Here is a 22302-nt window from a genome sequence, read left to right on the forward strand (position 1 = left end):
AAGTTAAGCCCACCAGAGCCGATGGTACTGCGGTAACACGTGGGAGAGTAGGTCGGTGCCAAATCTTAAAGAAAGCCTGTAGTACATACTACAGGCTTTTCTTGTTTATAGACCTTTTTTACGGATAAATCCAACTGCTTATATTTTAATTTTCAGAAAGGGCTTGATTCTTTTTTATTCTGATTATATGTGCTTAACCCTGTTTTTTGAAAAATTTGACTAGCCTGAGCAGGGAACGTAATTTGGAATGAATAATAAAATGATGCATGTCAGATTTTATGCGATTTTTTTGGTTATCTTTGCAATTAATTTAAACACACAAAACAATGAGTTTTTTCGCAGAGAAAAGAAGAGAAGTGATGCTCCATATTGAAGGCTATATGCTCGATGTGATGCATACCTATCTTAAACCAATTGATACGAATTGGCAGCCATCTGATTTTTTACCAGACTCTACGAGTGACACATTCTTTCAAGATATAAAATCCTTAAGAGAAAATGCAAAAGATCTTTCCTATGATCTTGTAGCTGTTCTTATTGGTGATACCATTACAGAGGAGGCTTTGCCTACTTACGAATCCTGGTTGACTATGGTTGAAGGGGTGAATAAGAGTGAACATGGGGGCTGGATGAAATGGACACGCCATTGGACCGCAGAAGAGAACCGTCATGGGGATCTTTTAAATAAATACCTTTATTTGTCTGGTCGGGTGGACATGAGGCAAATGGAAATTTCCACTCAGTATCTGATTGCAGATGGCTTTGATATCGGTACAGGACATGATCCATACAGAAACTTCATTTATACCAGTTTTCAGGAATTGGCTACAAATATATCTCACAGAAGAGTAGCTTCCCTTGCTAAAAAGGATGGTGATACATTACTGTCTAAAATGTGCGGTGTAATTGCATCTGACGAAGCGAGGCATGCGAAAGCTTATAAAGATTTTATGAGCAAAATATTTGAGGTGGATCAGAATGAAGCAATGATTGCCTTTGAAGATATGATGCGCAAGAAGATTGTAATGCCTGCTCACTTCCTGAGAGAGATGGGCTTGAAGATCGGACAGACTTTTGGCCATTTTACAGATGCGGCTCAACGTTTAGGCGTATATACTGCTATTGACTATGTAGAAATCATGCAGCAACTTATTGAGGAATGGAAGCTGGAAGGTATGCGGGATCTGAACGAGGCAGGTGAGAAAGCACGTGATTATATTATGGCTTTACCAAATAGATTATTACGTATTGCAGAAAGAATGAAGAATCCAACAATGGATTATAAATTTAGCTGGATACACTCGTAATAGAATTTTTTATAAAAGAAAAGGCCTGAATTTTATTCAGGCCTTTTCTTTTATAAAAATAGGAGGTTGATTACATATTTCTTCTGTATTGCCCGCCAACCTGGTAGAGTGCATTTGAAATTTGCCCAAGCGAGCATATCTTACATACTTCCATCAGCTCCTCAAAGATGTTTTTACCTTCTATAGCCGATTTTTGCAATTGGGCCAACATCTGTTCAGTAAGAGATGAATTCCTGTCTTGGAAAGCTTTTAATGCAGTGATCTGGTATTGTTTCTCTTCTTCCGTGGCGCGGATCACTTCACCAGGTACAATCGTTGGGGACCCATTTTTGTTCAGGAAAGTATTTACACCTACTATAGGATATTCACCTGTATGTTTAAGGGTTTCGTAATAAAGGCTCTCTTCTTGTATCTTGCCGCGCTGATACATGGTCTCCATGGCACCAAGTACCCCGCCTCTGTCGTTAATTCTTTTGAATTCCTGCAATACAGCCTCTTCAACAAGATCAGTAAGGTCTTCGATAATGAAGGCACCCTGTAAGGGATTTTCATTCTTGGCGAGTCCGAGTTCCCTGTTGATGATGAGTTGTATAGCCATGGCCCGTCTTACAGACTCCTCTGTAGGTGTTGTAATCGCTTCGTCGTAAGCGTTGGTATGAAGAGAGTTGCAATTGTCATAGATCGCATAGAGGGCCTGCAAGGTAGTCCTGATGTCATTAAAATCAATCTCCTGCGCATGCAGCGAACGGCCGGAGGTTTGAATATGGTATTTTAGTTTTTGTGAACGGTCATTACCTTTGTATTTGTTTTTGATCGCTTTGGCCCAGATCCGCCTGGCTACACGACCTATAACGGAATATTCGGGATCTATACCATTAGAAAAGAAGAAAGAAAGGTTAGGGGCGAAATCATCAATATGCATGCCTCTGCTTAAATAGTATTCTACAAAGGTGAATCCGTTGCTTAGGGTAAAGGCCAGCTGTGAAATTGGATTTGCACCTGCTTCTGCAATATGATAGCCGGATATAGATACGGAATAAAAGTTTCTGACCTTTTCTTCTATGAAATATTTTTGAATATCGCCCATCATACGTAAGGCAAATTCTGTAGAAAAGATACAGGTGTTTTGAGCCTGGTCTTCTTTTAATATATCTGCCTGGACAGTGCCCCTTACGGTGCTGATGGCATGGGCCTTAATCTTTGAATAGACATCTGCAGGCAGAACCTGATCACCGGTGACCCCAAGTAACATCAGTCCCAATCCACTGTTTCCTGCAGGTAATGTTCCGTTGTAGGTAGGTCTTGCAATCCCTTTTTGCTGGTATATGGCGGCAATTTTTTGTTCAGTTTCTTCTTCGAGCCCATGCTCAACGATGTATTTTTCACACTGCTGATCAATGGCGGCATTCATAAAGAAGCCCAATAACATTGGTGCCGGGCCATTGATGGTCATAGAAACGGATGTGGAGGGTGCACATAAGTCAAAACCAGAATATAGCTTTTTAGCATCATCGAGCGTAGCAATGCTTACCCCCGAATTTCCAATTTTCCCATAAATATCCGGACGTATATGTGGGTCTTCTCCATATAAGGTTACGGAATCAAATGCGGTAGATAGACGGTGTGCAGGTTGTCCTAAGGAGACATAATGAAAACGTTTGTTTGTCCTTTCGGGTCCGCCCTCTCCTGCAAACATTCTTGTTGGGTCTTCACCGTCACGCTTAAGTGGGAAAACACCAGCAGCATAAGGGAATTCACCAGGTACATTTTCGGTGAGCAGCCAGCGCAAGATATCTCCCCAATCTTCATATCTTGGTAGTGATACCTTTGGTATTTTTAATTTGGATAAAGATTCATAGAATAATGGCTGTTTAATTTCTTTATCGCGTACTTTATAAATGAAGTTTTCAGCTTTGTACTTGAGTTTGGTTTCCGGCCATTCTCTCAGTAATCTTCTGCATTGTCCATCCAGTTGCTCCTCTAAATGGCTATAAACCTCTTCCAGAGCTTTATGAGTATCTGCGTTAATTGTTGGAGCTTTTGAAGTATTGCTTTCTTTAGAAAGGCTTAAAACCCCTTGCAACTGGTAAAGTTTCCGTGCAATGGTACTTTGCTGATCAACCCATTCATTATAGCTTTGGCTCGCCTCTGCAATTTCAGCAAGATACCTGATCCGGTCGGGAGGAATGATATAGATCTTTTCAGATTGTTCTGCTGTAAGGATCATCTGAGCTTTAAAGTCAACTCCCGTTTTTTCTTTAATTTTTTCCATTAAAGAAGTGAATAAATTGTTCATTCCTGGGTCGTTGAACTGAGAGGCCATGGTACCATAAGCGGGTATGGTTTCATCCTTGGCATCGAAAAGATTATGGTTGCGTTTATATTGTTTGCGTACATCCCTGAGGGCGTCAAGTGCACCACGTTTATCAAATTTATTAATAGCAACCAGATCTGCAAAATCAAGCATGTCTATTTTCTCCAGTTGGGAGGCTGCTCCAAATTCCGGTGTCATTACATACAGAGAAACGTCGCAATGTTCGGTAATCTCGGTATCCGATTGTCCAATACCAGATGTTTCCACAATGATGAGATCATAGCCTGCCGCCTTGCAGATGTCAATACTTTCCTGAACATTTTTGGACAAGGCCAGATTGGCTTGCCGGGTGGCCAGGGAACGCATATAGATCCTTGGATTATTGATGGCATTCATCCGGATCCGGTCACCAAGTAAGGCGCCTCCGGTTTTTCTTTTAGAGGGGTCTACGGAAATGATGGCCATGGTTTTATCCTTGACTTCGATCAGAAACCTCCTGACCAGTTCGTCTACAAGAGAAGACTTTCCGGAGCCACCCGTTCCTGTGATACCCAGAACAGGGGCATGATTGGCTTTGGTGAGTTTTTTTAATTCATTCACAAAGACTTGTGCACCTTCCGGGTCATTTTCTGCAACGGTTATGGCTGCTGCGATGCTTTTTACTTCTTTGTGGGGTATTTTCTTTAGTTCTCCGTTAATTGAAGTTGTCGTTACATAGTCAGTTTGTTCCAGCATGTTGTTGATCATCCCTTGCAAACCCATTTTCCTTCCATCATCTGGTGAGTAGATCCTGGTAATCCCATACTCCTGAAGTTCCTGAATTTCGGAAGGGAGAATAACTCCGCCACCACCTCCAAATATTTTGATATGCGGTGCGCCTCTTTCTTTAAGCAGGTCATGCATGTACTTGAAATATTCCATATGACCTCCTTGATAGGAAGTCATGGCAATACCCTGAACATCTTCCTGAATGGCACAGTTTACCACTTCGTCAACAGAACGGTTATGTCCAAGGTGGATGACCTCTGCGCCCGAAGATTGAAGAATGCGGCGCATAATATTGATGGTCGCATCATGTCCGTCAAACAGGGCAGCGGCAGTTACAAAACGTATTTTATTTTTAGGTTTATAGATCTGAATGTGTTCCATAGATTGGATTATACTTGGTGAACAAAGGTACTAAAAATAAGAAAGCCGCAGGTTATATGCGGCTTTCTTATTTATTGATGAGTGAGCTCTGTGATGGGCTCGCCTACACTTCCGTTTGGCATTTGAATGTGCAGCATTGCCGCAAGGGTAGAGGCAATATCTGTCATATAATGGGTTTTATTGGTTTTACCGGCTTTTACTTTCCAGCCCATAAATACCAATGGGATATGCGCATCGTAAGGGTACCAGGCGCCGTGGGTGGTGCCGGTGTTTCCACCGTCAAACCAGTTTGGTTTGGAAACAAAGTAAATTTCACCACTTCTTCTGGCATTATAACCGTTGGACAGTCTTCTTTTTAACTCTTCAGGTAGGGTGGCATTGCTGATTTTAGTTAAATCGACAGCATCCATAATACCTTTCTGATGTTTGAGGTGGTTAATGGTCAAAGCTTTAATCTTTTCAAAATCTGCTTTGTTATCGCTGATCAGCTGGTGATCAAAGATCACTTCGTTATTCATAACGATCAGTACACTGTTTTTTAACTTGAATTCTTTTTCAATTTCGGTATTCAGCTCTTTTGCCAGTTGTCTGTTGCTTAAAATCCCTCCAGGTAATTTGTGCTCTTCCAGAAAGCCAGGGACATGGGCAGCACCATGATCTGCAGTAAGGAAAAACAGATAGTTACCTTTACCTACGGTTTGATCCAGGTAAGTGAAGAAATCTGCCAGATCTTTATCTAACCTTAGGTAAGTATCTTCAGCTTCAATAGAATTAGGTCCAAACTGGTGGCCAACATAGTCTGTAGAAGAACAACTTACTGCAAGGAAGTCTGTGACTGTATTTTTTCCGAGGTTTTCAGCAGCAATAGCTTTTTTAGCCAGATCAAGCGTCATGGTGTTGCCGTAAGGCGTGCTTCTGATCAGATCGTAATCTTTACCGACGGAGTTTTTCAGGACATGTGGGAAAGTGGTCTTGTCTTCACCTTTATATAAACCTTCGTAAGACTTATCGTCTCCTGAACTTTGTACATACGTGTTGATTGGATATAAAGTGTTCCAGTCTTTAGCGTAGTAAGTATCTGGTTTTCTCTGTTGATTATAATTGGAAACCCAGGAAGGAAGTTCCTGCATGTAATAGGTACTGGTGATCCAGTTGCCGGAAACACCATCGTACCAGTAGGCTGCATTAGCAGAATGTCCGGCAGGCAGGATAGAGCCACGGTCTTTTAAGGAGATACCAATTACTTTACTTCTGAAATTTGTAGAAAGCCGGAGCTCATCGGTAATGGTATTGGACAGTAGGTTTTTTGGAGACATTTCTCCTGCATTTGAACTGCTGCCAACGGTTTTTACGTCCTTATCTTCTGTACAATATACATCTCTGCCTAATTCCGGATCGTACCAGTTGTTTCCAATGATACCGTTAATTGCAGGGACGGATCCTGTGTACACACTGGAATGCCCGCAAGCGGTATAGGTAGGCAAATAAGGAATAAAAGTGTTTTCTGCGGAGAAACCTTCATTAATTAATCTTTTGAATCCTCCAGAGCCATATCTTTCATAGTACCTGTAGAGATAATCCCATCTCATTTGATCTATAACCAGACCAACAACGAGTTTAGGGCGGTTAATAGCAGCAGGGTAGCTGGCGATCGTAGTGGGTAAAGCTTTTTTGGCCGTTTTGTGTTGCGCCAATACGGGGGTGCACAACAGGAGTAAGGCAGAAAATTTTAGGAATGTTTGTTTCATTAGTACTTAATTTCTTTTAATCAGGCCTGTTTTATATGAGATTGGTTAGGCCGGATTTGCAGTTGAATGAATTAGCAGGCAAATGTAATAACTTCCTTTTGAAGTCGTTCATTAAGCAATTGTAAAGAAATTATATAACTTCAGCAACAACAAAGGTACTTCCGCCTACAAAAATCAGGTCGCCTGGAAGGGCAGCAGCTTTTGCAGTGTTTAAAGCATCCTTTATGATTTTAAAGGTTTTGCCCTTAAGCTCATGTTGCTCACCTTGTGAAGCCAGCTCTTCGGCAGGCAGTGCCCTTTCCAGATCTGGTTGAGTGAAGTAATAGACCGCGTCTTTTGGCAGGAGAGACAATACACCATTAATGTCCTTGTCTTTGACCATACCGATAACCATGTGGAGTTGTTGGTGTGACGTATTACGGATGTTTTGAAGCACTTCTGTGATGCCGGCAATGTTATGCCCTGTATCAGCAATAATGAGTGGAGAATGACTAAGAATTTGCCACCTGCCCTGAAGACCGGTAATCTTCTTGACATTTCTGAGGGCCTTAAAGAGGGCCTCGTCTGAGATGGCATAATGGAGCTTTTTTAAAAGCTGTACAGTTTGTATAACAGTGAGGATGTTTTTTAACTGATAAGTTCCGGTCAGGTCGAGCTGAAGATCTTTGTGTAAAATGCCGCTGGGGTTGAGTATCGAAGTGATCAGGTAGGCCTTACTATTTCTTGTGGAAGCAAGTGTCAACTCATCTTCTGCGAAAAAGAGCGGACTCCCGGTTTCCGTTGCTTTTTGAATAAATACCGGATCTGTTTCCGGATGATGTTCTCCGATCACTGCAGGAATTCCAGGTTTTATAATCCCAGCTTTCTCAAAAGCAATTTCTTTTAAAGTATTGCCTAGCATATTGGTGTGATCGAGGCTGATATTCGTGATCACAGATACTTCCGGAGTGATGATATTGGTGGAATCCAGTCTTCCGCCTAAACCGACTTCAATAATAGCAATATCTACTTTTTCTTCTGCGAAACAAGAGAAGGCCATGGCTACTGTAACTTCAAAAAAAGAAGGCTGCAAGGATTCTATAATGGCCTGTTGTTGCGCAACGAAATTGGTTACAAAGCGTTTTGAAACCATTTTTCCGTTCACCCGGATCCGCTCTCTGAAATCTTTCAAATGAGGGGAGGTATACAAACCTGTTTTATAACCCGCTTGTTGAAGTATGGCAGCAAGCATATGTGAAGTAGATCCCTTACCGTTTGTTCCGGCAACATGGATGGTCTTGAATTTATGCTGAGGATTTCCCAGCTCCTGGCACATGGCCAGTGTGTTGTGAAGGTCTTTTTTGAAAGCGACTGCTCCAATACGGGTAAACATCGGGAGTTTACTGTACAGATAATCCAGGGTTTGCGGGTAGGTCATCACAAAAGCAATTGGAATGGGCTATTTTACTTTGAAGTTGAAAACTACAACACCGATCTGCAGATCCGGTGCATTATCAGATTGGTTTAAACGGGCCCCCATCACGGCTTCCTTACATTTCTGCCACAGGTCACGGTCATTCAAGGTTGTGCCTTTAACACCTGGGACAGCATTCACTACTACTCCATCCCTGTTGATAGAAATCCGGACAGCAATCTTTCCTGTCTTTTGTCCGTCGTCATGAGGGGTAACTAAATTGGTGAACCTTCTCAGCGCAATAGGTGTCTCTCCAAAACCAGAACCGCCTTCGCCGTATTTATTGCTCAGCGGATCGCCATTTACACTACCCTGGTTGCCCGGAGTATCTCCGGTTCCGTCACCCTGACCAGTTCCTTTGTTGGCTTTACCTTTGTACAAGGCATTTTGATTGATGGTTGGTTTTGCCGGCTTTTTGTCTTCTACTGTTGCTGTAGGTGGAGCGGTCGTTTTTGTTTTCTTGGTATGGATATTTACAGACTCTTCGGTGTTTTGGGTAACCACTTCCTTTTCGCTCGTTTGTGTAACGGGTTGTTCAATGGTTGGTTTTTCCGGAACCACTTTGTCCGGGACTTTTTTATTGGCATTAGGATCTGCAGAAGGTTCTTCAGTACTGGTGTAATCAGATCCCATACCCGTAACTGAGGTACCGTAATTCACAACCATACCACCCATTCCAGCTTCTTCCACAGGTTTAAAAGAACCTATCACAATGAAAAAGCTTAGAAGCAGCAACACAGCCATGATCCCGGTGGATATGGCCAATGCCTTTGGATAATTATTTTCTTCTTTATTGTATGTCATTACTTTTTAGGTTCAACAGCCAATACTACCTTAAGTTTTAACTGATTTGCAACATCAAAAACCTGCATGGTGTTTTCTATGGAAACCCCTCTTGCTACATAAAGTACAATGGTTAAATCAGGGGAAGCTTTTTGATAAGCTTCTACAGCTGGTTTAAGTGTTTCCAAAGTTACCTTTTGTTTCTCTACAAAATAATTTAGTTTATCGTCAATAGAAACGGTGATTGTTTTTTGTGCATTAGATTGCTGTCCGGATTCAGATCTGGGCAGCAAAAGCTTCACAACCTTTGGATTAACTACTGCAGATGCTAGCAGAAAAAACAACAGCAGAAAGAACATAATGTCGTTAAGTGCAGAAGTATGCACTTCAACTGTGCCTTTTTTTCTTTTACGCAGATTCATTATTTCCCTGGTTCTTCTAATAAATCAATAAACTCGATTGCGTCAGTTTCCATTCTCAGGATGATTCTTTCTACCATCATGTTCAGGATATGGTACAACACGTAAGCGATGATACCAATGATCAGACCTGTTGCAGAGGTAATCATCTTTGTATACAGACCACCGGAAATGGTTCCAATTTCAATGGCACCCTTGATGGATACATCATGGAAAATGGTAATTACCCCAATGATCGTTCCAACGAATCCAAGCATAGGTGCGATACCTGCAATGATACCTAGAATACCAATATTTTTTTCGAGTTTGGAAACTTCCAGTTTACCTACGTTTTCAATGGCAGCTTCAATATCTTTAATCGGACGTCCGATACGTTTCAGGCCTTTTTCCAGCATTCGTCCAAGAGGAGAGTTGGTGTTGCGGCAAAGCGCTATAGCATTCTCCAGCCTTCCGTCATGAATGTACTGTCTGATCTGGAGCATAAGGTTAGTTTCTGTTTTAGAGGATTTTCTGATGGTCAGGTACCTTTCGGTAAAAATAACCAATCCTAAAAAAGCAAGGAGTGCAAGTGGGATCATTACCCAGCCCCCTTTAAATAAAAGGTCAATAAAATGAAGTTCCGGTGGTGCGGTCGTTACGGCTTGTTTTACAGCGTTAGCGGTATCAATCATTTGGTTCGCAGTATCACTGGCCCCCTGTAGCAATGTGATCATATTATTTTGATTTGTGTGTGTCGGTATAAATGTATAATCCGGAGATCTTTATTTTCTCTTCTAATCTTTTGCGCTCTGCACGGGCAGTGGTCTCCTCTTTAAACGAAGCAATACTGATCTTTATTTTCTTTCCGGGTCTCTGGTCTACAATTTTGGCATCTATGCCCCACTGTCTTTTCATATAAGCTATAAAATCCTGAGCAGCTTTTTCTCCATATACAGAAGAACCTATAACTTCGTAAGTGGTGCCTTCAGCTTGGACGGCCGGGGGAGTTACAGGTACAGCAGTGGTTACTTTAGCTGGGATTTCCTTAACAGGAGCTGTTTTCGTGGTTGTTTTTAGCGTGTCTTTTTTGACGGAATCAGAAGGGGTGAGAGCATCTGCTTTAGTGCTCAGACTATCTTTAACATCAGTTTTAATATTGCTTTGCGGTACGCTCTTTTGTTCGGGAGTCATCTTATTACCCGTCAGGGCATCAAACCATTGTGGCTGAAGCAGGAAAGCAACCATTAAAGCGATCAGGGCAATCAATACACCCAATATGACTTTAAGGTAAACTGGAGTTCCTCGTCGGGGTTCTTCCGGGAGGACATCTGGTTCTTTATAGAATGGTGGAGTTTGAACCGGAGGTAGTTGTACTTCAGGAGCAGGAGCGGGTATAATCTGCTCAGGCGCAACAGGTGCCTCCGCAATTTCTTCATGAACCTGTTCTTCAGGCTCTTCTTGAACCGGAACTACAGGTGTGGAAGTTGTAGTTTCGACATGTCTTTCTTCTTCTGCTTTTGCAATTTCTCTATCCTCATGGTAGATCACTTCTTCCGGCAAATTCCCAGGATTTTCCTCTTCTGCCGTATTTTCTACTATGACCTCTTCAAGAGCAGTAAGAGGTTCAGATGTTGTCAGTTTTTCAACTTCTTTAACCTGGGGAAGTCCATAAAAATCAAAACCCAGATTGGCCTTAGGATCGGCTTCAAACCGGATCCCCTCAGCAGATTTATATAATTTACCTAAAGAACTTAAATCGGTTTCTCCATTTTGCTCCAGCTCTTGCTTCAGTTTTGAAATGAACTGGTCACGGTAATGATGTGAGGCGTCTAAGGATATGCGATGCTCTTTACTGATATACTCGGATAATAATGCCTCCTCAGTTACTTCCTGCTTAAAAAGCAATACATAACTGGGTGGCAAAAAAGAATGTAACTCAGCATCATACCGTCCGGGAGACTTCTTTTTGAAGAAAGTTCCCAGTTCCGGAAGACCAACCTCTTTATGGGTTTGAAGGAGTTCTGCTAAGTACAATAATATATCCATTCTGGTAAAAATAAATTTTAATTCTTTATCAACCAATTATTAATTGAAAACCGGCTAGAAAGAATAGGTCAAGCCGCCGAAGACATTGACACCAATTGGCTGATAATACAGGAATCTGCCATTGGTTGTATTGTTCAGCAAGTTGTTTGCTTTTGCAAAAACAGAGAACTTGTTGTTGATCTTGTAACCAGCACCAACATCCAGGTCTACAAAACCTTTTACATTTACTGTGCTTTCTATATCACGGTCAGGGATTACATAAGGGACAGCAGGTTGCGCAGTATAAATTTTGGCCTTGCTGTCATCTTGAATGGCTACTGCTGCATTAAAGCTCAACTTATCATTAAAGTTATACAATAAGTTAGAGCTTACCCTGAGCTGAGGTTTAAACCAGCTTTCCGATTCAGCAGCAGGTTTGTAATTTTCCAGATTTACTTTACCTGTCCATTTTAAGCTGTTGCTAACCTGTACAGAAATTTCACCTTCCAGCCCCAGAAGTTTCATATTCCCAAAGTCATAGATTACATCGTATTTGTAAGGTGTAGCGAAGTTGTTTACAAACAAAGGCATTTGTGAAATTTCTTTGTGGTATACTTTCACTTTGTATCCAAATCCCGGGCCACCTGTGCCTTTGATCCCAGCGGCAAAACTTAATTTTTCTACGGAATTCTGAATTTCAATATTGCTGTTTAAGAACGGGTTTTCGTCGGTTAACTGTTTCAAAGAAGTACGGTTAACATCCCCTTTTAACTCTCCGAAAATTTGCAGATAATCTGGAATCAGGGTAAAGTCTGCAGTTACTGCAGGAAAGATCCTGGTTTCAGAGAAGGCTCCAAATTCCTGTACAAAGTTAATTCCTGCATTGATCTTGATACCATTGGTCTGTAAGCGGATGTAAGGGTTCAATTTGAAAATATTATTGCCTACGCTGACCAAAAGATCCTGGGTTTTGCCCAGTTCAATAGAGGTAGCCAAGCCAAGGTTGAAACTGCTGATGCGTTTGTTCAGGTAACCATTTAAAACGACAGAGTTTTCTTTTGCATTAAACTTATCGCCCCAGATATAGCCGTTTATTTTTGCAGCATAACTTAATGCATTTTCGTCGGTTGTATATTTACTGGCTACTTCACCTTCTGCTTCGAAGAAATTAAAAGATTGTTTTTCCGGGCTCAGGTTTTGAAAGGAATTATTTGGATCCTGTCCGTAAAAAGCCAGGCCATTTCTCTGATAATTCAATCTGCCGCTCAGGGTAACCTGATCAAGAATGCTTCTTCCAAAAACACTGAGTTCCTGTTGGTTAAATTTTTGCTCATTTAACTTGCCTGATTGTGCGAAATGTCTGAAAAAACCGCCTGCTTGCAGGGCCTCGTCTCCGCCAAGATTGATATAGGCCTCTGCCATACTGGTAGAAGCACTACCAAAACCAGCTTTAAGGTAATTATTCACCAGTTCGGCTTTACGCTCATCTGCCAGTTGTTGTGCCTGTAGTTTATTGATATCAGAATTGAGTTCCAGTTTACGGTCTGTTAAACCATAATTGAACTTTGCTTTATAAGTTTTAACATCGTTTAAGTCCGGGCTCCGTCTTAATTTTACGGCTTCTGCCAAAACAGGTTTGTACGGCCTTACCACTTCAATTTCTTCTGCAATGGTCTTGTCGTCTTTTTTCTTCTCCGTTGTCTTGGTATCCTGGGCCTGCAGACTAAAAGTTCCTGCAGTAATAAAAAGGGCTGTTGTATATAGTAATTTGCTGAATCTCATGTCTGGTCGCTTATTTAATTTTTTCTAGTTTCGCTTTGGCTGTAGGAACGATATCATCCTTGCCATCGTAATTGTCAATAATACTTAGGAGCGTACTTTTTGCCTGTAGCTTGTCTTTAAGCGCAAGATAATTATCCGATAACAGGATAAATGCTTTTGCTACCCAATAGTCATAAGAAGGCATATTGTTGATCAGATCAAAGCATGTTTTTTGAGATGTCTTGTAATCACGTTTGGCATATTGAAGCGCAGCTAATGTATATTTTGCTTCAGCGGCAGCCAGGGTTTTGGTTTTGCTGACCACACTGCTCAAAGATTTGATGGCCATAGTGGTATCTGCTTTCAACAGATAAGCCTTACCAGCATACAAATCTGAACTGTTTTTTTCTTCCTCAGAAGCTTTATCAGACTCTTTGATCAACTGCACATATTTAATCACATCATCAGGCATGTTTAAGGCTGCATAAGCTTTTAACAGATTGTTTAATGCATAGTTGTAATGTACTTTGTAATCGGCAGAGGTTTCCAGTCTTTTTAGGTAAACGATAGCTTCATTGTATTTTTTCTGTTTTAAGAAAAGTTCAGAAATACTCACCAGTGAACGTTCTGTGTAATCGCTGGTCCAGTCATTCAGAATGTATTCATAATCCGGAACGGCTTCATCACCTCTGTTTAATTTCACAAGGGACTCTGCACGGATAAATTTAGCCTCTTTGTCGTGGATGGCTTTAGGATACTTGTCGAAGTAAGCATTGATGGCTTCGAACGCGCCCTGGAAATCACCTTTCAGGTAACGGTTATTGGCGGCCTGGAAGACAATATTGTCCTGGTCTGCAACGGTATAATTTCCAATAGGAGTGGTGTTCGCATAAGCAATGAAGCCATTTGCATCTCCCTTGTCCATATAGATGTTTTTAATGGATTCTAAGGATTGTTTAGCTTCTTCGCTACTGCCATATTCGTTAATGACTTTTTTGAAGCTCTCCAGGGCCGCATCATCCTGATCCTGGTTGTATTGTACCAGACCAATAGTTACCAAAGCGCGTGGTACATAACTGCTGTGTGGGTATTTGCTGATCAAACCGGTTAAATCTGTTTTGGATTTATCCAGATCACCTTTATTGAAATAGGTATAAGCCATTTCAAAACCAGCGTCATCAGCATAGTTGGAACCCGGGAATTGTTTGAGCAGGTCCTGCATTGTTCCGATCTTGGCATCATCCTGACCTTCCAGGCCCTGGATCATTCCTCTCTGGAACAAAGCATAGTCTTCTCCGGTTGTTTTACGGCTGATGATCTTATTGTAATTTACCAAAGCATTATCATAGCTTTTATTAACAAAATACGAGTCGGCCAGTCTGATGGTTGCATCGTTAACTGTTTTTTCGTCTTTGTCATTTCCATTTAAAAAGCGCTCAAAATAATTGGCTGCTTTAGAATATTTTTCATCTTCAAAGGCAGCGTAGGCCAGGGCGTAGTTTGCAAAATTGTAGACCTTAGTTTTGTCCGCGTCAGGCATAGCCAGAAAAGCTTCAAATGTTTTAACGGCTTCACCGAATTTACGCAGCTCATAAGCTGCTTCTGCTCTCCAGTAAGTACTTAAAGCAAGAATTTCCGGATCTTCAGGGAATTTCGCTGAGCGCAGGAACATGGATAATGCATTCGGAAATGCACGTTCATTGTAGAATTCCAAACCTCTGAAGTAAGTCACTTTCTGGTAGGCTTCTTTAGCTTCTGGCGATTTGTTGGAAATAGGTTCCAGGATGTCTATGGCAGCCTGGTAGTTCTTGCTGCTCAATAAGATTTCTCCCAATAAGGTTTTGGCCTCATTGATCTTCTTAGAACTTGGAAACTGTTTTAAGAAATTTTGAGTCGCTTCCAGTGCCTGCTGATTGAATTCCAGTTCATAACTCAGTTTCGCATAATTGATCCAGGCATCTTCCTGTATGAATTTATCGAAATCAAGCCTTGATGCCCTGAAAAACGCACTTCTTGCTTTTTCTTTGTTTTTCAGCTCCAGGAAGGCACGTCCAAGGGTATGCATACCACTTTGCAGATAAACATCATCATTGTTTAATTTTTCAAGTACTGCAACCGACTCCTTATATTTTTTTAGCTGGAATAAGGAATAACCGTACTGGTAAAGGAATAAATTGTTTACCGTTCCGGATTTGTCTTTTGCATAATAATCAGCAAAGTATTTCTCTGCATTTTTATAGTCAGATTTTGCGAAATAAGAAGCCGCAATCAGGCTCAGCATTTCAGCTTCATACTGTTGTTGTGAAGTCTGTAAAACCGGAATGGCGTAGCTGATTACATCATCATAGCGCTCATCAAGATAATACATAGAGGTAATGTAATAAGGATAACTGGCCTGATAAGTAGGTGAACCCTTTAACTTTTCAAAATTAGCCAGAGCAGTTTTGTATTCCTTATTGATGTAATTGATATAAGCAAAATAATAGATGGCACTCTCTTTATAAGGAGATTCTTCTTTTTTAACCGCTTCAAAAAGAGGCTCTGCTTTTTCAAGGTTATTCAGTTCAAAATAGGAGTAGGCTTGTTTGAACTGGTATTCTACACGCTGTTTCTGAGAAAGGGTAGAAGGATCAGTTTTTTCAAACCATTCCAGCGCTTTCTGATAGTTTTTCTGCGCAAAATAGGACTTGCCAACATGAAAATAAGCAAGCTTTGTATTTGGATTCAGAGGATAATCTTTAATAAAACTCTGAAATAGGTTTTCTGCATCGGCATTGCCCAGTTCCAGGGCGCAAACAGCGGCATAGAATTTAGCATTTTCTTTTAACAACGTGAGTTCTGCATTGCTTTCCTGCTGTGCAGCTGGTTTTAATCTGGACTGTTCTACCAGTTTAAATTGCTGTGCTGCTGCTACATATTTCTCATTGTCAAGTAACTCTAACCCACTTTGGTAATTTTTATTGAGGTTCACTAAAGGACCGAACTGGGCATAGCCTGCGGTGAAGTTTCCTGCTAATAAAAGCGGTATAAAAAGGTATTTTTTCTGCATCGGGTTTCAAATATGGTTGCTGCTAATATAAATATACTATAGCTGCTTATTAACATTAGAAATTAACATGTGTTGATAACACAGTTTAACGTAAACTTGTTAAAATTGGTATAAAAAAGCTTAAAAGGAGTTTAATCCCGTTGAGAAGCAAGGAGATAAAGTACCGCCATTCTTACCGCTACTCCATTTTCTACTTGTTCCAGAATAATAGATTGTTTGCTGTCTGCCACGTCGCTGGTGATCTCCACACCTCTGTTGATCGGGCCTGGGTGCATTACAATAATTTCTTTATCCAGGCTGTCCAGAATCTGTTTATTCAGACCATACATCATGGCATATTCTCTTAATGAAGGAAAATATTTGATGTCTTGTCTTTCCAGCTGGATGCGCAGCATGTTCGCCACATCGCACCAGTTGAGGGCTTTTCTCAGGTCGTGTTCAATTTTTACCCCAAGGCTACTCATGAATTTAGGAATGAGGGTAGTCGGTCCGCAAACCATGACTTCCGCACCTAATTTTTGAAGGCACAAAATATTGGAAATGGCCACTCTGGAATGCAAAATATCTCCAACGATCACTACCTTTTTGCCAGCAACATCCCCCAATTTCTGACGAATGGAGAACGCATCTAATAAGGCCTGAGTAGGGTGCTCATGTGCACCATCTCCTGCGTTTACGATTTGAGCGTTGATGTGTTTGCTCAGAAATACTCCGGCACCAGCATAGGGGTGTCTCATCACCACCATGTCCACTTTCATTGCCAGAATGTTGTTTACAGTATCAATCAGCGTTTCCCCCTTGCTTACAGAAGAGGAAGAAGCAGCAAAATTAACCACATCGGCAGATAGCCTTTTTTCGGCAAGCTCAAAGGAGAGTTTAGTCCGGGTGGAGTTTTCGAAAAAGATGTTTGCTATGGTGATATCGCGCAGCGAAGGTACCCGTTTGATCGGCCTGTTGATGACATCTTTGAAATTGTCTGCAGTTTCGAAAATCAATTCAATATCATTCCGGTTAATATCTTTAATGCCTAAAAGATGTCGGGTTGATAATTTGTCTGCTGCCATTTCTATTTATGTCTTTCTGATAATAAAATTACTTTGTCTTCACCTTCTGTCTCTTTCCAGCTTACTTTAACCAGCTGCGAGTCCAGACTGTCTACCTGTTGACCAATATAATCGGGTTCGATAGGGACGTGTCTGGAAAACCTTCTGTCGATAAGCACCATAAGTTCTACTTTTGCGGGTCGTCCATAAGCTTGAAGCGCATCCAGCGCAGCGCGAATGGTACGGCCGGTCCAAAGCACGTCATCAATTAAGATCACGTTCTGGTTTTCAATAATAAAGTCTATAGTGTTGCTGTTGGCCGAAACGATGCCGTCTTTTCGTCTGAAATCATCTCTGAAGAAGGTAATATCGAGATTACCCTTCTTGATAGAAGAAGTCTGGAGAATTTCGGAAAGTTCTTGTTTAACTCGGTCGGCGAAATAACTGCCTCTTGGCTGTATTCCAATTAGAACAGTATTTGAAAAATCAGTATGATTCTCAATTAGCTGATGACAAAGTCGCTTAATTGTGATCTGGAATTTTTTTCCGTCTAGCAGGGTTCGTTTTTGCATTGACTAAAGGATTAGGCAAATATAGAAAATCGAATTGAAATCTGTAATTGCTTTTTTAATTTAATTGTGAATTGATATGGTTTTGACTGTCGGTTCCATGCTAAAAGCTTAACTTTGAGGATGGAGCGGGCAATAATTTTTTTTGATGGAGTTTGTAATTTGTGTAATGCCTCTGTACAATTTGTGATCAAGAGAGATGTTAAAAATTATTTTGTGTTTTCTGCTTTACAGAATGAGCATGCAAAACAGCACTTAATGGAATTTAGAATTAGCCCTTTAGATTCAAATACGATTCTTCTGCTTGAAAATGGCAAGCTTTATACCCGTTCTACAGCAGCTTTGAGGATTACAAGGCAACTCAGCGGTTTATGGCCTATGTGCTATGGACTGATCATCATTCCAGCTTTTATAAGAGATGCTGTTTATAAAACGATATCTAAATATCGTTACAAGATCTGGGGACGATCGGAAACTTGTATGGTACCTTCCCCAGAACTTAAAGCAAAATTTTTATAACTACTGATCCAGGTATCGTTTACTGTAATTGATGTTCATCAAATCGTAGCGTTTAAACTGGGTCTTCAAGCGTCGTTGGAAATCAGTGAAATTTCTGCTTTCTTTTGGGCTCCATAGTACCTCACTCAGGGCATCTAATCTTGGGAAAAGCATGTAGTTCACTTTCGCTGGATTGGTGATGTATTCAGACCATAAGTTGCCCTGGCCTCCCCAGACAAATTTTCCTTCAGCTGGAGAAAGTTCTTTTGCGACAGGCTCATAATTATAAACAACATCCAGGGGTAAATATTTTGCTGCAGTAAGTGAGTCGTCCTTAAGGAACTGGCTGTGGTTAAAATACATCATGTTTTCCGGAGTCATGATCACCTTATGTTGTTGTTTGGCTGCTGCTATCCCACCTTTTTCTCCTCTCCAACTCATTACAATCGCATTAGGTGCCAGTCCACCATCCAATATCTCATCCCATCCAATAATATTTTTCCCTTTACTGTTTACAAATTTTTCTATTCGGTGTATGATATAACTTTGTAATGCACTTTCGTCTTTCAATTTATTGTCCTTCATGATTTTCTGCGAAAGTGCAGATTGTTTCCACCAGATCTTCGAACCCTCATCGCCGCCAATATGAATATAAGGAGAGGGGAAAAGCTGCATAACTTCTGTAAGTACATCTTCCAGGAAGCTAAAGGTTTGTTCGGTAGGCTGCAGTACATTATTGAATTTGTTAAAGATTCCCCAGGTCTGGGCCACCTCGTACTTTTTAGAGGGTTCAGTTCCAAGTTCAGGATAGGCTGCGAGAACGGCCATACTGTGCGCTGGCATTTCGATTTCAGGTATAATGGTGATGTAACGTTCCCGGGCGTATTTGATCACATCTTTGATCTGCTCCTGGGTATAGAAACCACCATATCTGATATGATCATTTCCGGTTCCCGGATACAGACCAATAATAGATCCGTCCCGCCAGGCGCCCACTTCAGTAAGACGTGGATATTTTTTGATTTCGATCCTCCAGCCATGATCGTCGGTCAAATGCCAGTGGAAGTAGTTCATTTTATGCAGGGCGAGATAATCAATGTACTGTTTTACAAAGGTCACGTCAAAAAAGTGCCGGCTGACATCAAGGTGCATACCTCTGTAGCTGAATCTCGGATAATCTATGATTTCTACAGATGGAATAGAGAGCGCATTGTCTGTGTTGAGGGGCAGTAGCTGGATCAGTGTTTGCACACCATAAAAAATGCCTTCATCTGTTGAGGCGGAAATGGTCACACGATCTTTTAAGACAGATAAAGTATATTGATCCTGATTCGGGCTAACACTTGCCGTTCTGATGAGATTGATCACATTGGTCTTGTTTTCATGAGCTGAATACGGCGCCGTAGTGGGGGAAATAGTATAATACTTTTGAAGAAAGCCGGTTAAATAGGCTGATGACTTATTCAGAGCAGTATCACTGATTAAAATGGACGTGCGGCTGGTTAAAGAAAAGTTATTTTCCGGGGTACCTGCTTTTACGCTTACAGGTAGAGGAATCAGGTTTGGAAGTTGTGCCTGGCTGGCCTGATATAAGAACAGGCTAAGTATAAAAGTACAGAGGATCTTCATGATAGATTTGTTTTGATCCCCCAAAATAGCAAAAAAAAAGCATCCCGGTTAAGGGATGCTTTTTATATATAGGCTTTAAAGACTATTTAGCTTTGTTTTTGCTTTCTTCACCTTCCATTTGCTCTTTTAATTGAGCAAGTACACCTAAGTCGCCTAATGTTGATTTCTCAACAGAATCTTTAACTTTTTTCACTGCACTGCTAGATGCTTTAGCTTCTTTTTTCTTAGTCGCTCTTTCTTCTGCAACAGCTTCAGCTTTAGCCTCTTCCCAGATACGGGCATGAGAAACAACGATACGTTTAGCATCTTTGTTAAACTCGATGATTTTGAAATCATTAGTTTCTTCAGCTTTGATTACAGAACCATCTTCTTTAGCCATATGTTTTGTAGGTACGAAACCTTCAACACCATAAGGTAAAGCAATAACAGCACCTTTATCAGTTACTTTAACCACAGTTCCCTGGTGGATTGAATCCATCGTGAAGATAGTTTCGAAAGTATCCCAAGGGTTTTCTTCTAATTGTTTGTGACCTAAGCTTAATTTGCGGCTTTCTACGTCTAATTCAAGAACAACAACATCTAATGTATCACCAACTTTAGTGAATTCGTTAGGGTGGTTTACTTTTTTAGACCATGAAAGATCAGAGATGTGGATTAATCCATCAATACCTTCTTCAATTTCAACAAATACACCGAAGTTAGTCATGTTTTTAACTACTGCAGTATGTTTGCTTCCGATAGGATATCTCTCTGCAACATTTTGCCAAGGATCTTGAGTTAATTGTTTAATACCCAAGCTCATTTTGCGCTCGTCTCTGTCTAAAGTTAAAACTTCAGCTTCGATTTCATCACCAACTTTCAGGAATTCCTGAGGGCTGCGTAAGTTTTGAGACCATGACATTTCTGACACGTGGATCAAACCTTCTACTCCCGGGATGATTTCTAAGAAAGCACCGTAATCAGCTACAGTAACAATTTTACCTTTAACTTTAGAACCAACAGCTAAGTTAGCATCTAAAGATTCCCAAGGGTGAGGAGTCAATTGTTTTAAACCTAAAGCAATACGTTTTTTCTCATCATCGAAGTCAAGAACAACAACGTTGATTTTCTCGTCTAAGCTCAATACTTCTTTTGGATGCTCTATGCGGCCCCAGGAAATATCAGTAATGTGTAGTAAACCGTCAACACCACCTAAGTCAATGAATACACCGAAGTCAGTAATGTTTTTAACAGTTCCTTCCAATACCTGACCTTTTTCAAGTTTAGAAACGATTTCAACTTTTTGGCTTTCTAAGTCGTCTTCGATTAAGATTTTATGAGATACAACTACGTTTTTAAACTCGTGGTTGATCTTAACAACTTTGAATTCCATTGTTTTACCCACGTATACATCGTAATCGCGGATAGGTTTAATGTCAATTTGAGAACCAGGTAAGAAAGCTTCAACACCCATGATGTCAACGATAAGACCACCTTTTGTACGGCTTTTAACAAATCCGTTGATGATTCTGTCGTTTTCAAGAGCCTCATTGATAGACTCCCATGATCTTTGGGTTTTAGCTCTTTTACGAGATAAGATTAACTGGCCATTTGCATCTTCAGGTGCTTCAACGAAAACGTCAACTTTGTCGCCAATTTTAAGGTCCGGTGTATCACGGAACTCAGAAGTAGATACAAGACCGTCAGATTTAAATCCTACGTTCAATACTACATCTTTATTGTTGATAGACACAACAATACCGCTGATGATTTCACCTTGGTTGATTTGATTGAAAGTATCGGTATACATATCCTCGAACTTTTTACGGTCCTCGTCAGAATATTTTCCGAAAACTTTGTCGTCTGCATCCCAATCAAAGTCTTGATCTGGGGTAGCTAATGATGATTTGATCTGCTCGATCGACACTGAATCAGCTTCTGACTCAATGGTTTCTTTCTCAGTCAGACGTGCGTCTGCACCTTGCAATTCGGCTTTTTTAGCCTCTAGTTCTTTTTCTGCTACTTGTTTTTTTGCCATTAAAAATTTAATCTCCTTTTCCCGTTAGGGACTGCAAAGATACAAAATAATCTATTATTGAAAATTATTTTTTTATAAATGTTGTTGATTTTGAACTGCTTGTATGTATTTTATATCCCAAATCTCGCTCACTACTCCTGAAAATCGTAGTAGAAGGTCTTGTATCCTGCCGATCTGCTCAAATGCGGCCAGGCAATCTTTAACCCGGATGAGCGAAAATTAATGCGAAAAATTGGGAAAAGAGGGGGGAGAATCTTAAATTGGAGGCAACTAAATATTAAGAATAAAGAGATCAGTTATGGCTAAGACGCACGAATATCAAACGAACCTTGTATGGACAGGTAATAAAGGATCAGGAACGATGGACTACCGTTCTTATGACAGAAGCTATGTGATTTCTATTGAACATAAAAATGACATTCATGGCTCGTCAGACTCTGCATTTATGGGAGACAAGACCAAACACAATCCCGAAGACCTGCTGGTTTCATCATTATCTTCGTGTCATATGCTCTGGTACCTCCATCTGTGTTCCCAGAATGATATCATTGTATTGGAT

16 protein-coding genes are annotated in these 22302 nt (G+C 40.7%); 3 read left to right on the forward strand and 13 right to left on the reverse strand.

Going from position 1 to position 22302, the window contains the following annotated elements; all coding sequences use genetic code 11:
* Positions 1–326: 326 nt before the first annotated feature.
* Entirely contained in the window at positions 327–1307 is a 981-nt protein-coding gene (locus VNZ46_RS24200; RefSeq protein WP_199079297.1) for an acyl-ACP desaturase, read from the forward strand.
* 70 nt (positions 1308–1377) lie between these two features.
* Here VNZ46_RS24200 and VNZ46_RS24205 read toward each other — a convergent pair whose 3' ends face one another.
* The 11 genes from VNZ46_RS24205 to pyrR all read right to left on the reverse strand — a co-directional run bounded on the left by VNZ46_RS24205 (position 1378) and on the right by pyrR (position 17602).
* Positions 1378–4770, reverse strand: coding sequence for a methylmalonyl-CoA mutase family protein (locus VNZ46_RS24205; RefSeq protein ID WP_325563427.1), 3393 nt, complete (start codon positions 4768–4770; stop codon positions 1378–1380).
* A 71-nt stretch (positions 4771–4841) separates the two neighbouring features.
* The gene (gene pafA / locus VNZ46_RS24210) at positions 4842–6518 is read right to left on the reverse strand and encodes an alkaline phosphatase PafA (RefSeq protein WP_325563429.1); all 1677 of its coding nucleotides are present in this window, start codon (positions 6516–6518) and stop codon (positions 4842–4844) included.
* A 130-nt stretch (positions 6519–6648) separates the two neighbouring features.
* Positions 6649–7935: a folylpolyglutamate synthase/dihydrofolate synthase family protein gene (locus VNZ46_RS24215; protein ID WP_325563431.1), complete on the reverse strand. Its 1287-nt coding sequence runs from the start codon at positions 7933–7935 to the stop codon at positions 6649–6651.
* 21 nt (positions 7936–7956) lie between these two features.
* Positions 7957–8775 carry an energy transducer TonB gene (locus tag VNZ46_RS24220; RefSeq protein ID WP_325563433.1) on the reverse strand — a complete coding sequence of 273 codons (819 nt, stop codon included), beginning with the start codon at positions 8773–8775 and terminating at the stop codon, positions 7957–7959.
* A complete protein-coding gene (locus tag VNZ46_RS24225; protein WP_108550295.1) occupies positions 8775–9176 on the reverse strand; it encodes an ExbD/TolR family protein in 402 nt (133 codons plus the stop codon). The genes VNZ46_RS24220 and VNZ46_RS24225 overlap by 1 nt, the downstream gene beginning before the upstream one ends.
* Complete coding sequence (locus tag VNZ46_RS24230; protein WP_316834584.1) at positions 9176–9886, reverse strand: MotA/TolQ/ExbB proton channel family protein; 711 nt, start codon at positions 9884–9886, stop codon at positions 9176–9178. The genes VNZ46_RS24225 and VNZ46_RS24230 overlap by 1 nt, the downstream gene beginning before the upstream one ends.
* A gap of 1 nt (position 9887) precedes the next feature.
* A complete protein-coding gene (locus VNZ46_RS24235; protein ID WP_325563438.1) occupies positions 9888–11198 on the reverse strand; it encodes a hypothetical protein in 1311 nt (436 codons plus the stop codon).
* Between the two features lie 54 nt (positions 11199–11252).
* Positions 11253–12959, reverse strand: a complete 1707-nt coding sequence (locus VNZ46_RS24240) for a TonB-dependent receptor (RefSeq protein ID WP_325563440.1) — start codon at positions 12957–12959, stop codon at positions 11253–11255.
* Between the two features lie 10 nt (positions 12960–12969).
* The gene (locus tag VNZ46_RS24245) at positions 12970–15987 is read right to left on the reverse strand and encodes a tetratricopeptide repeat protein (RefSeq protein ID WP_325563442.1); all 3018 of its coding nucleotides are present in this window, start codon (positions 15985–15987) and stop codon (positions 12970–12972) included.
* Positions 15988–16118: 131 nt separating this feature from the next.
* Positions 16119–17051: an aspartate carbamoyltransferase catalytic subunit gene (locus VNZ46_RS24250; protein WP_199233750.1), complete on the reverse strand. Its 933-nt coding sequence runs from the start codon at positions 17049–17051 to the stop codon at positions 16119–16121.
* 2 nt (positions 17052–17053) lie between these two features.
* On the reverse strand, positions 17054–17602 hold the full coding sequence (gene pyrR, locus VNZ46_RS24255; protein WP_325563446.1) for a bifunctional pyr operon transcriptional regulator/uracil phosphoribosyltransferase PyrR: 549 nt from the start codon (positions 17600–17602) through the stop codon (positions 17054–17056).
* A gap of 120 nt (positions 17603–17722) precedes the next feature.
* Between pyrR and VNZ46_RS24260 the strand changes: the two genes are divergently transcribed.
* Positions 17723–18118, forward strand: a complete 396-nt coding sequence (locus VNZ46_RS24260; RefSeq protein WP_325563448.1) for a thiol-disulfide oxidoreductase DCC family protein — start codon at positions 17723–17725, stop codon at positions 18116–18118.
* Here the strand turns inward: VNZ46_RS24260 and VNZ46_RS24265 are convergent, their stop codons facing one another.
* A complete protein-coding gene (locus VNZ46_RS24265; protein ID WP_325563450.1) occupies positions 18119–19726 on the reverse strand; it encodes a beta-N-acetylhexosaminidase in 1608 nt (535 codons plus the stop codon). It abuts the gene before it with no gap.
* A gap of 82 nt (positions 19727–19808) precedes the next feature.
* Positions 19809–21743 (reverse strand): 30S ribosomal protein S1, encoded by a 1935-nt coding sequence (rpsA, locus tag VNZ46_RS24270; protein ID WP_133784566.1) that lies wholly within the window; start codon positions 21741–21743, stop codon positions 19809–19811.
* Between the two features lie 298 nt (positions 21744–22041).
* Here rpsA and VNZ46_RS24275 point away from each other — a divergent pair.
* Positions 22042–22302: OsmC family protein (locus VNZ46_RS24275; RefSeq protein ID WP_414693529.1), on the forward strand; the 261-nt coding region annotated here is incomplete at its 3' end.

Source organism: Pedobacter sp. (assembly GCF_035566355.1).
In the GTDB taxonomy this organism is placed as follows: Bacteria; Bacteroidota; Bacteroidia; order Sphingobacteriales; family Sphingobacteriaceae; genus Pedobacter.